This is a genomic window from Bacteroides sp., from assembly GCF_030151085.1.
Classification (GTDB): Bacteria; Bacteroidota; Bacteroidia; order Bacteroidales; family Bacteroidaceae; genus Bacteroides.
Map to the genome: position 1 here is coordinate 38,541 of NZ_JASLER010000054.1, position 16,884 is coordinate 55,424.

The window sequence follows — 16,884 nt, forward strand, 5'->3', positions numbered from 1 at the left end:
TGCTTTTTAACGGTTTTCTATTAAAAGTGAAATACTTTATTCCGGTTGCGAGGGCATGACTTCAAATACCAGCTTTTTATCGCCTACTTGTACAACGAATTCTCCATCTTCCAGAAAGCGGTGTCCCGTTGCGTCTGCATAACTCAGATCACGCACAGGATCTATCTCAAATAGGAAGACTTTGCTCTCACCTGCTTCTAATGACTGTTTCTCAAAGAACTTGAGTTCTTTTATCGGACGAGAAACTGAGCAAACCGGATCAGAAATATACCATAACACCGTTTCCTTTCCCGCCACCTTTCCGGTATTGGTCACAGTAACTTCAGCAGAAATCCTTTCTCCCTTGTTTATTTTTCGGGATGAAAGCTTCGCATTGGAGTAAGTAAATGTAGTATAACTCAATCCATAACCGAAAGGATACATAGGTTCGGTCGAGATATCTTGATAGTCTCCCATAGCATCAAACGGACGGGCAGGTTGTCGCATATTATAATAGATAGGGATCTGCCCCGTAGACCGTGGAAAAGTAATGGATAGTTTCCCCGAAGGATTCACCTCACCTGCCAGAATCTTTGCTAACGGAGTACCTCCTGCAATACCTGGCTGCCACATCTCAATGATTGCATTGACCTGTGGCTCCAATCGGGATAGATCAAGCGGACGACCATTGGAAAGAAGCAGTACAATTGGCTTGTTCGCCCGCTTTAGCTGTAGGAGCAGTTTCTCTTGAATAGCCGGCAAAGCTATAGTAGAGCGTGAAGCATTCTCCCCACTCCACTGCTTGGACTCTCCCAGACACACGACTATCAGATCGGCTGCTTTGCCTGTTTGTAAAGCAGTAGAAAAACCAGACTCATTTTCTCCATCTAATGCACATCCCTGCGTATAACTCAGTTGAATTTTAGCCCCGAATACTTTCTGCATCCCTTCATATATCGTTTCCACATCTTCTTCCTGACCCTTGAAAGCCCAAGCTCCCAATAGATTGGATTTATCCTTCGCCAAGGGGCCTATCACCGCAATCTTCCTGACTGTTGAAGAAAGAGGCAACAGATTATTATTATTCTTCAATAATACCATTGATTCTTCTGACAAACCAGCCGCTAAAGTAACATCTTCATTTTGTAGATAACGGTCTGATTCATTTAACTCTTTTGTATAAGGTTCATCAAACAATCCTAAACGAAACTTTAACCGAAGTATGCGGACAACAGCATCATCTACATGTGCAATTGAAATTCTCTTCTCTGCAATAAGCTGTTCTAAATACTCATAATATAAATTATCGCGCATATCCATTTCTACTCCTGCCTGAAAAGCCTTGTAAGCAGCATCTTTCTTATCTTTGGCCACTCCTTGGTAAATCAATTGTTCAATAGCATTCCAATCCGATACAACGAAGCCATCAAACTGCCACTTCTTTTTCAAAATATCAGTCAATATATATTGATTTGCAGTGGCAGGTATACCACTTATATCATTAAAAGCACTCATTAGGGTGACCGCACCTGCTCTTACACATGCTTCATAGGGTGGTAAATAGGTTTCCCACAGAGTCTGAGCCGATATATCTGTATATCTGTAGTCGCGACCACCTTCGGATGCCCCATAGCCAACAAAGTGTTTTAGACAAGCAGCTATGGAATAAGGATCAGACAAGTTTTTACCCTGATATCCTTTCACTGATGCTACTCCCAAAATAGCATTCAGATAGGGGTCTTCTCCATAACATTCGGAGATACGTCCCCAACGAGGATCTCTAGCCACATCAATCATTGGAGAGAATGTCCAGTCAATGCCCGATAACACAGCTTCTTTGGCAGCTATTCGGCAAGCTTGAGTCACTAATTCAGGATTAAAACTACAAGCCTGAGCCAACGAGATAGGGTATACAGTACGTAATCCATGGATCACATCAAACCCGAAAAGAATAGGTATTCCAAGACGGGATTCCTCCATTGCTTTCCGCTGAATCTGATTGCGTAATTTGGGATCAGTATGAAGATAAATTAATGAACCTATATCTGCAGGCAGGTTCTTCACTTCCGTGCCAATATTATTAGGATTATCATTTTCTCCAAATGTATATTGGTTTAGTTGAAGTATCTTTTCATGTAAAGTCATCCGTTCTAACAGATCATTTACTCTAACTTCAATCGGTTGCTTCGCATCTTTGTAAATCAACTTCTGTCCCTGAATAACTAAGCAAGGATACAATGCTGATAACAATAAAATCAATAGTTTTTGCATAGTACTTCTATTTATGAATTTCAATCAATGGCAAATTTAGGTCTATAAATTATAACGAAATAACATAAAGCCACTTGATAATAACACAATACTCCACTGTAGGCTTATTACTACTATAATTCTAATACTAACCTCCTATTTTCACGATTAATACAGCCAATAACAAAGACTCTCCACTTGTAAAAAAAATAATTCCTTTTTTTCTGCAACATAATAGTATTTCTAATTGTTATAATTACGGAAATCAACCAATTACGAACAATCAAATAAGCAGTATCATGAACAAGATTCTTTAAAGTAAAGTCTATACTATGCCTTAATGAGCCTGTTATTCAGTCTCAACAATTATACATCAACCAAAAAGTCGCAATTTTAACTGCATTATTATATGACAACTATATTTATTTTAACAGCACTGACTATACTATTATTCATCACCACAGTGTCCTTGTACACACTCTATAGTCGCTTAAAACATCAATGGAATAATTCAAATGAGAAAGTTGAATTGATTGCTATCCGTAAGAAATTGGAACTAGCAATTGGTGCAGCAGACATCTCTATTTGGTCCTACAATTGCGAAGAACAAATATTTAATGCATTATATGGAAAATTAAGATCGCAGACCAGCGTTAAATACAGCAGGTTACTGAAATTGATTATTGAACCGTATCGTACTAATTTTGAAGTTGCCCTTTCCCGCCTTAGTAATAATCTATCGCAGAAAGAAGTTTGTGTCTGCAAGATACATGATAAAGAAAGTAACTCAGACATGTATTTCGAAACTCAAATGACAGTATCCGAATATAGTGATGACAATACTGTTAAAAGTATTGTAGGCACCCTCAAAGACGTAACTCATCAATATCTGCATAATGAAGAACTTGAGAACAAAGACAAAAAAGTAAAACTTGCCATCCAGACCAGTGGTTTGGTACAGTGGGAATATGATAATATCACCCATCTGTTCAATTCAAGCAATGAGCATATCAAAGGCTCAGAAAGCATACTTACTTCCGAAGATTACTTCAATGCCGTTCATCCTGATGATAAAGAGCGGGTAAAAGACATTATCGACACTATGAATGAAGGCCGTGATGAAACACTCTTGTTCCATAAGCGCCTGAGATATTCTGATAATGACAATTGGCATTATACTACGGTATACGGTACTCCTTTTGAAAAAGATCAGAACGGGAAAGTTATCAAGTACATCGGTTTCCGCCGCGACGACACCGAGTGGAAAAACATCAACGAACGTCTGGAAGAAGAAAAGATGAAAGCCCAGGAAGCTGACAAACTTAAATCGGCATTCCTTGCCAATATGAGCCATGAAATCCGTACACCACTCAATGCTATTGTGGGATTCTCACAGCTATTGATGACCACCAATGATCAGGAAGAACGGGATGAATTTGCCCAAATCATCAACGTAAACAATGATTTGCTTTTAAGATTAATCAACGATATTCTCGACCTCTCAAAGTTAGAGTCGGGTATGATGGAACTGAAGCGTGAAACCTTTGACTTGGCTTCTTTCTTCGATGATTTTGCAACTTCAATGAAGCAGCGCATCACCAATCCGGATGTCGAATTCCGTATCGTAAATCCTTACCGCAAATGTATCGTGCATCTGGACAAGAACCGTTTGGCACAGATATTAACCAACTTTGCCACCAATGCCATCAAATACACCCCGAAAGGATACATCAAAATAGGATATGAATATATGGACAAAGGGCTCCGTCTTTATGTGGAAGATACCGGTATCGGCATTCCCAAAGAGAAGCAACACCTCATCTTCCAACGTTTCGAAAAATTGGATGATTTTGCCCAAGGTACCGGTTTAGGTCTTTCTATTTGCAAAGCCATCTCCGATGCTGTAGGAGGACGCATAGGTTTCGAATCAGAATATGGGAGAGGCTCCACCTTTTGGGCTTGGAATGGTTGTGAAGCGGAGATAGAGCTGAAGGAAGCAGAAATGGTGGCACCGGCCATTCTGTCCATTCCTCTAACATTATCCAAATCGTCCAGCACGGATCATGATTTTCTTAAAGATCAGTATATATTAGTTGCAGAAGACAAAGACAGCAATTACCTATTACTGAAATCTTTGTTGAAAAATGCACATATAGACCGAGCAATCAATGGAATCGAAGCAGTAGAAATGGCAAGAATGAATCCTTACTCACTGATTCTTATGGACATACGTATGCCTCGTATGGATGGACTGGAAGCCACTCGCAGAATACGTATCTTCGACAAAGACATCCCTATTATTGCCGTTACAGCTAATGCCTTCAATTCCGACCGAGTGAATGCCTTGGAAGCAGGCTGCAATGAATATCTTACTAAGCCTGTCAAGAAACAGGAGTTACTTAGCATAGTGGAAAGTACGATGTATAACCACGCATATTTATAATTAACACACCTAGAAATGAAGAATTAGGCAATGCAACGGTATTGTATTCCTAATTCTTCATTTATCATTCTTAATTCTTAATTATTTCGAGTATCTTTGTGACGTTTTTTAAATCATAAGGATACATAAGAATGGGAAAAGAAAAGATTATACTTACAGGCGACCGCCCTACCGGACGCTTGCACATCGGACACTACGTAGGATCGTTAAGAAGAAGAGTTGAACTACAAAACTCCGGATTATTCGATAAGATTTTTGTTTTTATTGCGGACGCACAGGCTCTGACAGACAATGTAGACAACCCCGAAAAAGTGCGCCAAAATGTAATTGAAGTTGCATTGGACTATATGGCTGTAGGCTTAGACCCTACCAAATCCACTATTTTCATTCAATCGCAAATAGCAGAACTCTGCGAACTCACCTTCTATTATATGAATATGGTGACCGTATCTCGTCTGCAACGTAACCCAACAGTTAAGACTGAGATACAGATGCGCAACTTCGAAGCAAGCATCCCAGTAGGTTTCTTCACCTATCCCATCAGTCAGACGGCAGATATAACTGCGTTTAAAGCAACTACTGTTCCCGTAGGAGAAGATCAAGAACCGATGCTGGAACAGGCACGTGAGATCGTCCGTCGTTTTAACTTCATATACGGCGAAACATTGGTTGAACCGGAAATCCTGTTACCGGACAATGCAGCATGTCTGCGTTTGCCGGGAACCGACGGAAAAGCCAAGATGAGTAAATCATTGGGTAATTGCATTTATCTCTCCGACACTGCCGACGAAGTACAGAAGAAAGTGAAGAGTATGTATACCGATCCTGACCATCTGCGTGTACAAGACCCGGGTAAACTTGAAGGTAACACTGTATTCACTTACTTGGATGCTTTCTGCCGTCCAGAACATTTTGGACTTTACCTGCCCGATTATCCGAATCTGGAAGAGTTGAAAGCTCACTATCAACGTGGTGGTTTGGGTGACATGAAGGTGAAGAATTTCCTCAACTCCATCATGCAAGAGACTTTAGAGCCCATCCGTAACCGTCGCAAGGTATTTGAAAAAGATATACCTGCCATTTATGATATGTTGCAGAAAGGTTGCGAGACAGCAAGAGAAGCTGCGGCAGCTACCTTGGATGACGTTCGCAAAGCAATGAAAATCAATTATTTTGATGATGCTGAATTGATAGCAGAACAAGTCAGGAAATTCAGTGGAGAATAAATAGCAATCTAGAATAGCACTATATTCTTATTTATAAGATAATAAAAAGTGGGCTACATTTCCATTTAGGAAACGTAGCCCACTTTCTATTTATCTGTTATCAGTAACTTATTCTGCAGATTTTACCAATACCACGCGGTTTAAGATAGGTTGACCGAACTTATCGACACCACCATCAGCACTTACTTTCAAACGATCGGCAGAGATTCCGAAGTCTTTAACCAATACATTCACAACAGCTTGTGCACGCTTCAAACTCAATGTTTGGTTGAATGACGGTGTACCGGTATAAGAGTCAGCATAGCCGTTGACTGTGTAAGTTGCATCCGGGAATTGTTTCATCTGATCAGCCAAGTAAGACAAGTTCATAACTTCACGTGGAGTTACATCAGCCGAACCAATTGTGAAGAATACAGTACGCGGTGCAATATCACTTTGAACAACAACTTCAGTTTCTGAAACCTCAGCTACCGGTTGGTTCTGAGCAGCTACCAACGCATTCTGCAATTGCTGGTTATTAGCAGCTAATTGAGCCAGCTGTTCTTGCATGATAGCCAATTCTGCCTGAGAAATCAACTGAGGAATAGGACGATTGAAGCCACGTTTAGGGAAACGATAAGTCAGACCGAGAGTTGCACTCAATACACCATCGAATCCATGTTTGCCACCGACTTCACCATCAAATTTATCTTCTACACCCATTGCGCTCAACTCCAGGTTAATATCGATTGCATTCGAAATCCGGAAGCGATTGATGATACCTGCGTTTACTGCTAGAGCTTCGCGCTGAGGGCTTGAGTAATTGTGAGTAAACCCCGCTCCTAAATAAGGTATAATTTCGTATACACGATATTGATTGTAACCTCCAAAAAGGGCATTCAAATTGAACATCACATCACCATGTAAGTTCATATAATCGAAACGCTGTTTGTAATAGCCATCCTTCATTTGGGTTCCTTTTACATAAGGTGCACCTGCATCATACGTAAATCCTTTAGCTTGCAAACCGCTATATTGCACACGTAATCCCAATCCGGGAGTAAACCATTTACCGACAGCAAAATTCAAAGTCGGGCTAATGCGATCACCAAAACTACCTGCTTGGTCATTATCTCCAAACATAGCAGAAGCACCGCCGCCAATAGAGAAGAACCAGTTATCCCAAAATGTATTAGTTAACACTCGATACTTGTCTTGTACCTGGATTTCCTCGAATCCGACGACTACTTCACTCTGCTGCGCAAAAGCAACAGAGGTTAAACTGGACAATGCCAGAATCATTAGAATCTTTTTCATATACTTTAAATAGTTAAGTGGTTAATTGTTTTTCCAATCTTATAAACTGATATAAAAACACCAGTTGGACTAAAAAGTTCTGAAAATGTTTTTTTTTTGCTAAATATGAGTTCGAAAAATCTTCTATATAATACATAAAAAACAAACAGACCATCCGCTTAACATAAACAGATGGTCTGTTTGCCATCAACGCATCATCTGTTTACCTCAAACAGACCATGCGTTTCGGACATCAGTCCAATTACTTAAATAATTTTTCGATATCTTCTTCTTTTAAAGTCGACAATACTATTCGTCCGTCCGGCGTATAGTTCGGTGTTGGACATGCAAAAAGATTATCTACCAGATTAGCCATTTCATCATTACTTAGCACTTGCCCGTAAACAATAGCAGCGGCACGTGCCAAAGTTAATGCAAGAATAGTATGTACTTCTTCTTTCACATCATTCCCCTTTTCAATAGCCGTATGCACCATACTACGGACAAGCTCCACCGGGTTCAAACCTTCGATGCCGGAAGGAATGCCATTGATAGCATAACTACCGCCACCCAGTGGAGTCAGTTCAAAACCTACAGCTGAAAAGTCATCCATAATGCTTTCTAACACCGCTGCTTCGGAAGCAGGTAATTGCACTATCTCAGGGAATAATACCCCTTGTGATATCCCCCGTTTCTCACGTATCTGATTCATATACCGTTCAAACAGTACGCAGATATGTGCACGGTGCTGGTCAATCAGCATAAGTCCCGATTTCACGGAAGTCAGAATAAAACGTCCCTTGTACTGAAAGTGCTGTGCTCCTTTTTCAATATTTACATTACTACTATACAAAGTAGCAGGTGCAACTGAAATATTATCAGTTGGTTCGGGAAGATAAGGCTCTCTACCTTCATCTACTTCCGGTTCTTCCTCCATCGGCTCATTCATTTTACTGGATTTCTCCATACCGGAATAAAGCCCCTCCCACTCCATCTTTGGGCGAGAATAGTCTCTACCACCACCGTAAGCAGCAGCAGATGAACTTTTAAAAGGATTAAAGTCGGTATTATAATGCACCTTAGGTGGTTCTATCGGACGTGTTTGTTCAAATGCAGGAATGTCGGGCATATCTTCGGTATCAAAGTCAATGGTCGGCACAGCATTGAACTTACCTAATGATTCCTTTACCGCAGCTGACAATATTTGCCAAATGGCCTGTTCATTCTCAAACTTGATTTCCGTCTTTGTCGGATGAATATTTACATCGATATTAGCCGGATCTACTTCGAAATAAATAAAGTAGGAAACTTGTTCACCTGCCGGAATAAGTTGCTCGTATGCATCCATCACTGCCTTATGGAAATAAGGATGTCGCATGTAACGTCCGTTCACAAAGAAATACTGATGAGCACCTTTCTTCCGTGCTGTCTCCGGTTTGGCTACAAAACCCGATACTTTTACCATTGTAGTATCTACATCTACTGATAGTAACTGCTGGTTCAGCTTCTTGCCAAAAACAGTCATAATGCGCTGACGCAGGGGCATAACAGGTAGATTGAATAACTCGGTATCGTTGCTATACAAATAGAAAGCAACTTCAGGATGCACCAATGCTATCCGTTCAAACTCAGTCAGGATATTACTCAACTCCGTAGAGTTGGCCTTCAAGAATTTGCGGCGGGCTGGTATATTAAAAAATAAATTTTTAATAGAGAAGTTACTCCCCTTGGGACAAGATACCGCTTCCTGAGCCTCTACTTTGGAACCAGCGATAAATAAGCGCGTACCCAATTCCTCACTAGCAGGACGCGTTTTTAACTCAACCTCTGCTACTGCGGCAATAGACGCCAACGCTTCACCACGAAATCCCATTGTACGTAAAGCAAACAGGTCAGCAGCTTCGCGTATCTTCGATGTTGCATGGCGCTCAAAAGAGAGGCGCGCATCTGTCTCGGACATACCCTTTCCGTCATCAATAACCTGAATATTCGTTTTTCCGGCATCGGTTACTAAAACATGTATTTCCCGGGCTTCGGCATCAATCGCATTTTCCACCAATTCTTTAATGACGGATGCCGGCCGCTGTATTACCTCTCCGGCAGCAATTTGGTTAGCAACCGAATCGGGCAGCAAATGAATGATATCGCTCATTTTTAATGATTAATGTTTAATGATTAATGAAGGAATCAGAAGGCCCATTCTCCGGTTTGGAGATAATGCCACAGGAAGGCAAGTAAGGCAATCAATATGATAATCAGGCCCAAATGCACTGGTTTACGCCCACTTTGCTTACGACGCTTCAAGTGGGTGGTCCCTTCTACGAATTTTCCGCGAATATCTTCGGGCGTGAACTTTTTTTCGGGAAGCATTCCTAATTCGCGTTTGGCTTTCTCTTCCATCTTCGCTAATTTCTCTTTCCGTTCATCCACATAGATGTATTGGTGATTAAAGCCGCGGGGCTTCCGCATTGTAAACATTCCCATAGCGCTACTTATTATTACGTTTGATATGCATATTTCTTGGTGAAGTTACAGGTTTCCGATCGCTTTTTTGTAAAGTCTCACCAGCTTTTTTACCTCTCCACTCAAAGATGTCTTCCTTATTGCGTGGACGAATATAATCGAACCATGCAAAAGAAGCAAGTTTAAATTTATCCGGTGGAATCTGGTTCATTGGATACATTGTACCGCTAGCCTTACCTATAAACGAACCTCGCTCCATGCGACGGTCTTTCAACAACATCCGCAAGAAACCACCCTCAGTATAATCGAGTCCAATCAACGAACTATCTTTTTCCTCTACCGGATAGTAGATAACCAACACATTACCATTCACATCTACCTGACGCATCTCACCTTTTTCAAAGAATGCTTTCATCTCTTTACCGGCCACTTGGTTATAATGAATACTATCTTTTCTCTCTATAGCCAAAGCTTGATTGATGATATGCGCCCAATCAATAGTACTATCATTCATATAGACTTTGATTTCTTCACCTAACAATTGCTGGTTACCATTCCAAACAATCGGATCAGTGTACATCGTCATACAAGAATCTTTAGAATTATAGACCAATGAATCGCACACTGCCTGTACATCAGTACGATAGGCACGTACCTTATGATAAACGCGCATTTCACGATACATAGAATCCGTATCGAGATTATAGGTAATCAATCGCAAAGTATCGCCGTGCATATAAAGACTATCACCTTGCGAGTAGTCTATAGCAACTGCTCGTTGGGTAGCCAAAGCATTTCCGGTAAGTTCATTATAAAAACAATAGTTACCGGTAAGCATATTTTTGTTGACAGTATCGTTCATCACCACATTATCAAATGCTTCGCCATAACCCAATTTACGATCATAGTAAAGACTATCACCAGTCAATCGCTTGCCTTCGTTGGTCAATACGGAACGATCTAGCAGTTCGGCTTGATCCGTCGTCGTATTATATTCACCACGTTCAGAGTAAATATGGTTATTGTCGCTCACAATATCGGAAGGTCCCAGAATCGTAGCGATCTTGCTCAATGTGCTATATTTCAATGTATCAGAAGTCAATACAAATTGTGGATTGACCAACTTTACATCATGGTTAAACACAGCCAACTTGGTAGCCGGACTATATTCTCCCCATTCGGAGGTAAGAACATTTTCTTCATCGGTCAGCGTACCACCTTCGAAATAGTAGCCCAAGTTATACAATCTGTCGTAATTCAAACTATCAGTGGTTAACACTGTTTTACGGTTTATCATACGCACATTCTCGCGAATCATTGCCAGTTGGGACATTCCATCATAATACAAGTAGTCGCCATAAATAAACAAGGTATCACCTTGTTCCATACGTACATTACCAAAAGCTTCAACGGAATTGCTTTTTTCGAAGATCAACGCACTATCGCAAAACATGTACATACTATCATGTTTCATTCGAACCGAGCCGATTAATACTTGTACATCAGGACGCTGTTGCTTATCAGCCTGCGCCTCATCGGCATACAACAAATCAACACGCGTTTTCTTTTTCTCAGTAGTCCCCATCTTCTTCTTCTCAGCAGACACTTCAGTCTTCTTTTTCTCCGGAGCATCAGAAGTATTCTTCTTGTCCTGAGCACTCAGCAAACACATACCAAACAGGCATAGAATACCTGCAAGTAGGTATCTATGCCTGAAAAGGAGATGTTTTCTTGTATCTTTCTTTTGCATACAAAAAGTCTATGTAAACCCGTCCGGATTAGTCTTTAATCCAGCCCGGATACTTGAATGTACAGTTATTCTTCCAATCGTCTTTGATACGTACATAAGTATGTTTCTGCTTTTCGCGTATCCACTTCTCCAACATTTCATCACGACGTTTTTCCAATACAATTTCCTTTAAGTTCTGATAGTCATCAGAAATGGTAGCCTTATGACCGACAGTGCGACTCTTCAGTTTCACAATCACACATTCCTCTTTACCAGTCTTTTGCGGAATCATTGTAAAAGCTTCAGATATTTCACCGACTTTCATATTATCTACCACCTTAGCGATTTCAGGGGGAAGTTCCTGCATCTCAAATCTGGAAGTATTTGTATTAGGGTTCGGCAATAAACCGTGGTTGTTACGTGTGTCCTTATCTTGTGAAAGTATGGACGCAGCTTCTTCAAACGTAAATTTGTTATTACGAATATCATCAGCAATAGAGTCTAAACGTGCATTACCAGCTATCAATGCTTCTTCCGGAACATGAGGCTTCAACAAAATATGACGTACCTTTATACGGTCACCACGCTTTTCCATCAATTGGATAATATGAAAACCATACTCAGACTCTACAATTTTAGAAACTTTATTCGGATCTTGTAAGTTAAAAGCCACATTGGCAAAAGCAGGGTCCAGGTAACCACGACCGGTAAACGGCATTTCACCACCATTGATAGCAGTGCCGCGGTCGTCAGAATACAAACGTGCTAACATAGAAAAGCTTTCACCTTTATTGACACGCTCAGTATAATCACGCAAACGCTTCTTCACATCCTCAATTTCATCCAAAGGAATCTTAGGTTGTTGGGTAATAATTTGCACTTCCACCTGAGTAGGTATGTAAGGAATACTATCCTGCGGGAGATCTTTAAAGTAACGACGTACTTCGGCCGGAGTGATCTTAATTTCTCCTACCAGTTTCTGCTGCATTTTCTGTACCTTCAAACCTTCACGAGCATTATCACGCAAGGTTTCACGAATTTGACTGGAAGTCTTGTTAAAGTACTCTTCCATTTTCTCACGCGAACCGATATTAGTAATATACATGTTCGTCATGTAGTCTACACGCTGGATTACTTCACTTTCAGGAACCTCAATACTATCGAGTGCAGCCTGATGAAGATACAACTTTTGTACAGCTATCTCTTCGGGTATTACACAATAAGGATCACGGTCAAACTTACGTCCTTCATACAAAGCACTCATACGAGCCTCTTCTACTTCGGACTTCAATATAGCCTCGTCACCTACTACCCAAACCACCTCGTCAATCACGTTGTCTTGTCCATATACGGTAGAACCGGCTAATAACGTCAAGGCAAATAAAACTACAAACTTAAAGTTCATACACTTTTTCATTCTTGGTATTCTTATACTAATAATACTTAATTTTGTCTCTTTTCACTGCACGTTGATATAAATCATCTTTTACCTGCTTCATAAAGTCCACTTGCTTCATGTTCAGCAAGATATCCTTTACTTGTGTACGGGCAAATTCGTATGGCTCCTGTTCGCCCATCGGACGATAATCGCTTATATTCAGGAAATAATAATAAGCCGTATCTTTCAACTCTACGCGGCGGTTCTTATCCAAGTAATCCTCCGCATCAGGCGTTTTCAACGGTATTAAATCCAGAATTTCGGAAACCGGCACCCATTTATCGTAGAAATATTCATATTTCACAGCATTCTGCAAACTATATTTCTCCAAATGTTCTACCGCTTCTTGGGTCTCGGTCTTGTACCAACGACGAACATTAGCTAATTGCGGAGCCGTCAGCGGAACTTTGATAAATAGCCCTTTCATCAGCGGACGTTCTACTTTGAAAAGCGTCTGATTCTTTTCATAGTAGTCCTTCAACTCCTCTTCTGAGATCTCTTCTGAAAGACGTTGATGTATCAAAGCTTGTTGATAAGTATGCATTATCAACGCTTTACGATAATTCTCTACAAGCTTCTCTATTTCAGTATTATTGGGTATATTGCTTTGGGCTTTGTCATACAGCAAAATATCTTCTACCCAATTGCGAATGTAATGTTCGGCAAACAGTAAACTGTCATCTTTCGATAAATCCGCAGGTAGTACTGCCTGCAAATCTTCCCGATAAAGGTAATTTCCGTCTAACTCCACTAATGGGATCTGTCCCTTATGGTCGTCTTGTCGTTGACCACAGGCCATACAGAGAAGAATAAATAAAAGCCCAAAGCAGGTTGTTCGCATCAGCTACTGATATTTTACTTTATTTCAAGGTACGAAGATAGTGCTTTAATTGGTTGCATCAGTGATTATTAACTGTTTTTAAAACCTCTTGGTTAATTTCAACCTTACTAGAAGCACGTAAACCAGTTTCCCAACGCTGTTCCAGATAGCTCTGATAGTCGGAAAGTAGTTGTTCACCCACTGCTTTATAATCATCGGGACCTTTCACTTTTTTGCCCATTACAACGGTAAAGGGAAACGACATCAGAGGAGTGGAAGTCTTTGTTTTAAAAACCAAATCATCAACAAACGCATTATCACCAGAAGAGAACAAGCCAGCCTCAGCCTGAATTTGCGGAGTAGCTTCAGCATTAAATGTCAAGCGAATAGCATTCAACCATTCTATTTCAGGCAAATGTTTCAGGAATTTACGTGCTTGTTTTGCTACACGCTTACTTATACAATGTAACACAACACCTTTATATCTCGATTCTTTCCAATGGTAATCTGATCGGTGTTCATCAAAATAAGATTTTAATCCACTTTCGTTCATCTTACTTTTGACTTCACGATTATTGATTTCATTCTGTAAGAGGCCATCACGATACTCTTGCACCTGTAAACGAAATTCAGGTTGCTTCTTTTCCAAATGTTTTTTTGCATAATCCAGTACCGATTTCATGACAAAGTCATTCAACTGGCGACGCACTCCTGCGGGATGAGCAGTAGCAAATCGGGCAAATTCTTTTCCTGTATATGCTTTGTTTGCCAAAGTGAATAAAATACGGGAAGTCTGACCTTTAGAAATAAGTTCATCCACTGCAACCTTATCAGGACTATAATCATACTCCTTTTTAAGCTTTTCGACCAATACTTCAGTTCCCTGGTCCATACCATGACGTCCTATTTGCCGACGAATTATTTCATCCTTCACTTCTTCAAAAGGAGGTGTTTCCCTCTTTTTTAATACCTTTACAATATGAATACCCTGCGGCGTAAAAAATGGGCGGGAGATCTCTCCGGTTTGCAAACTAAAAACCACATCTTCAAATTCGGTTGGCATTCCTAACCTGCCCACCCAAAACGTCTCCTTCTCATCAGAAAATTTCTCAACGAAAGTATCAAAGTTTGCACCTCCACCACCTTTCATAAGTACCGCATAAATGGAATCCATTTTAGCTTCCACCTGACGTAATTTTCCACCTAAAATATTTTGCGGGAGAGATTTATAAATATGACTTACAAACACTTGATCCAATCGTTTGTCGGCTTTCATTTTATCATAATTTCGGCGAGCTATTTGCTCGGTAGTTTCTCCATCAGTCAAGTAAGATTCAGTCAACCGATTTCGAAATGCGTCTAACCGAGCCTGAAAAGCCCGAGTAGTATCGATGCCCGCAGCTTCAGCTGCTTCAACTTTCAACTTTGAGTTTACAAACAAATCAGCATACTCTTTCGGAGTCTTCTGACTAAGCCCCGCAAGCTTATTATTCTTATTATAGAGATATTCAAACTCAGAGCGGAGCACCTCTTTTCCATTTATGCGCATCAATACCGGATCTTGCTGAGCAACGGCAATGAAACTAAAGCAAAGAAAAACGTAAGTCAATATTTGTCTTATCATAATCGCTTTTTATAAAAGCAAAACAATGGATAGAAGTAAACTCCTCATTTTGCGACTCCAAAGATATAAAAATGCCCGGAAAGCATTTATACTTTCCGGGCATATATCTTCTTTTTTAACTACACTATTCAGGACGACTGTAATTAGGAGCCTCGCTTGTAATAGCTACATCATGAGGATGGCTTTCCAATACACCGGCATTTGTTATGCGAGTGAACTTGGCTTCATGTAATTTTTCAATATCAGCAGCACCGCAGTAACCCATACCAGCACGCAAACCGCCAACCAACTGGAAAATAACTTCATATAAGGTGCCTTTATAAGGAACACGAGCTGCAATACCTTCCGGAACCAATTTCTTCACATCGTTTGTTCCACTTTGGAAATAACGGTCTTTAGAACCATTTTCCATTGCTTCCAAAGAGCCCATACCACGATAAGATTTAAACTTACGACCGTTGAAAATAATTGTATCTCCAGGAGACTCTTCTGTTCCGGCAACCAATGAACCAATCATTACACTGTAACCACCGGCAGCCAATGCTTTTACTACATCACCGGAATAGCGCAATCCACCATCAGCGATCAATGGAACATCTGTTCCTTTTAATGCTTTTGCCACATCATAAACCGCAGATAATTGAGGTACACCTACTCCTGCTACAACGCGGGTCGTGCAAATAGAACCCGGACCAATACCAACTTTCACTCCATCAGCTCCAGCTTCGGCTAATGCTTTTGCAGCTTCACCTGTTGCAATATTGCCAACAACTATATCAATATTTGGAAAGCGTTTCTTTGCCTCTTTCAATTTCTCTATTACAGAAAGAGAATGTCCATGAGCTGTATCAATGACAATAGCATCTGCCCCGGCATCCACCAAAGCCTGCATACGGTCCAATGTGTCAGCAGTCACACCTACACCAGCAGCAACACGCAAACGACCTTTAGAATCTTTGCATGCCATCGGTTTATCCTTCGCTTTCGTAATATCTTTGTAAGTAATCAATCCTACCAATTTTCCTTCCTTATCTACTACCGGAAGCTTTTCAATACGATGTTCCTGCAAAATCTGAGAAACAGCTTCCATATCGGTAGTCTGATTGGTAGTGATGATATTTTCCTTTGTCATTACATCATCAATATGCTTATCCATATCCTTCTCGAAACGAAGGTCACGATTGGTAACAATACCCACCAAGTATCTTTCATCATCTACCACGGGAATGCCACCAATTCTGTATTCGGCCATTAAGTCCAATGCATCCTTAACAGTAGAACCTCTCTTTATGGTCACCGGATCATAAATCATTCCGTTTTCTGCACGCTTTACAATAGCTACTTGACGTGCCTGTTCTTCAATAGACATATTCTTGTGTATCACACCGATACCACCTTCACGAGCAATGGCAATAGCCATTTTCGCTTCGGTAACCGTATCCATAGCAGCAGTTACAAACGGGATTTTTAACTCAATGTTTCGTGAAAACTTTGTCGTAAGTGCGACAGTTTTGGGCAAGACTTCAGAATAAGCAGGAATCAACAATACGTCGTCGTACGTCAACCCATCCATTACAATCTTATCAGCAATAAATGACATAGGGTTATGCGTTTAAAATTTATTGCGTGCAAATATA

11 protein-coding genes are annotated in these 16,884 nt (G+C 40.5%); 2 read left to right on the forward strand and 9 right to left on the reverse strand.

Translation table 11 applies throughout. From position 1 onward, the window contains the following. Positions 1-36 precede the first annotated feature (36 nt). Positions 37-2,250, reverse strand: a complete 2,214-nt coding sequence (gene bglX, locus Q1W14_RS10625) for a beta-glucosidase BglX (RefSeq protein WP_300701381.1) — start codon at positions 2,248-2,250, stop codon at positions 37-39. 388 nt (positions 2,251-2,638) lie between these two features. On the opposite strand from bglX, the gene Q1W14_RS10630 reads away from it, so the two are divergent. Further along, positions 2,639-4,672, forward strand: a complete 2,034-nt coding sequence (locus Q1W14_RS10630) for a PAS domain-containing hybrid sensor histidine kinase/response regulator (RefSeq protein WP_300701382.1) — start codon at positions 2,639-2,641, stop codon at positions 4,670-4,672. Positions 4,673-4,803: 131 nt separating this feature from the next. Then, the gene (gene trpS / locus Q1W14_RS10635; RefSeq protein WP_300701383.1) at positions 4,804-5,898 is read left to right on the forward strand and encodes a tryptophan--tRNA ligase; all 1,095 of its coding nucleotides are present in this window, start codon (positions 4,804-4,806) and stop codon (positions 5,896-5,898) included. A gap of 108 nt (positions 5,899-6,006) precedes the next feature. Here the strand turns inward: trpS and Q1W14_RS10640 are convergent, their stop codons facing one another. The 8 genes from Q1W14_RS10640 to guaB all read right to left on the reverse strand — a co-directional run bounded on the left by Q1W14_RS10640 (position 6,007) and on the right by guaB (position 16,847). Then, complete coding sequence (locus Q1W14_RS10640) at positions 6,007-7,194, reverse strand: OmpA family protein (protein ID WP_300701384.1); 1,188 nt, start codon at positions 7,192-7,194, stop codon at positions 6,007-6,009. Positions 7,195-7,435: 241 nt separating this feature from the next. Next, a complete protein-coding gene (mutL, locus tag Q1W14_RS10645) occupies positions 7,436-9,325 on the reverse strand; it encodes a DNA mismatch repair endonuclease MutL (protein ID WP_300701385.1) in 1,890 nt (629 codons plus the stop codon). A gap of 35 nt (positions 9,326-9,360) precedes the next feature. Then, positions 9,361-9,657 carry a hypothetical protein gene (locus tag Q1W14_RS10650; RefSeq protein WP_300701386.1) on the reverse strand — a complete coding sequence of 99 codons (297 nt, stop codon included), beginning with the start codon at positions 9,655-9,657 and terminating at the stop codon, positions 9,361-9,363. 4 nt (positions 9,658-9,661) lie between these two features. Then, positions 9,662-11,386, reverse strand: coding sequence for an OstA-like protein (locus Q1W14_RS10655; RefSeq protein ID WP_300701387.1), 1,725 nt, complete (start codon positions 11,384-11,386; stop codon positions 9,662-9,664). A gap of 28 nt (positions 11,387-11,414) precedes the next feature. Further along, entirely contained in the window at positions 11,415-12,782 is a 1,368-nt protein-coding gene (locus tag Q1W14_RS10660; RefSeq protein ID WP_300701388.1) for a peptidylprolyl isomerase, read from the reverse strand. A 16-nt stretch (positions 12,783-12,798) separates the two neighbouring features. Continuing rightward, positions 12,799-13,644, reverse strand: coding sequence for a peptidyl-prolyl cis-trans isomerase (locus tag Q1W14_RS10665; RefSeq protein ID WP_300701389.1), 846 nt, complete (start codon positions 13,642-13,644; stop codon positions 12,799-12,801). Between the two features lie 58 nt (positions 13,645-13,702). Continuing rightward, on the reverse strand, positions 13,703-15,247 hold the full coding sequence (locus tag Q1W14_RS10670; RefSeq protein ID WP_300701390.1) for a peptidylprolyl isomerase: 1,545 nt from the start codon (positions 15,245-15,247) through the stop codon (positions 13,703-13,705). A 124-nt stretch (positions 15,248-15,371) separates the two neighbouring features. Beyond that, positions 15,372-16,847: an IMP dehydrogenase gene (gene guaB / locus Q1W14_RS10675; RefSeq protein WP_300701391.1), complete on the reverse strand. Its 1,476-nt coding sequence runs from the start codon at positions 16,845-16,847 to the stop codon at positions 15,372-15,374. Between the last annotated feature and the right edge of the window lie 37 nt (positions 16,848-16,884).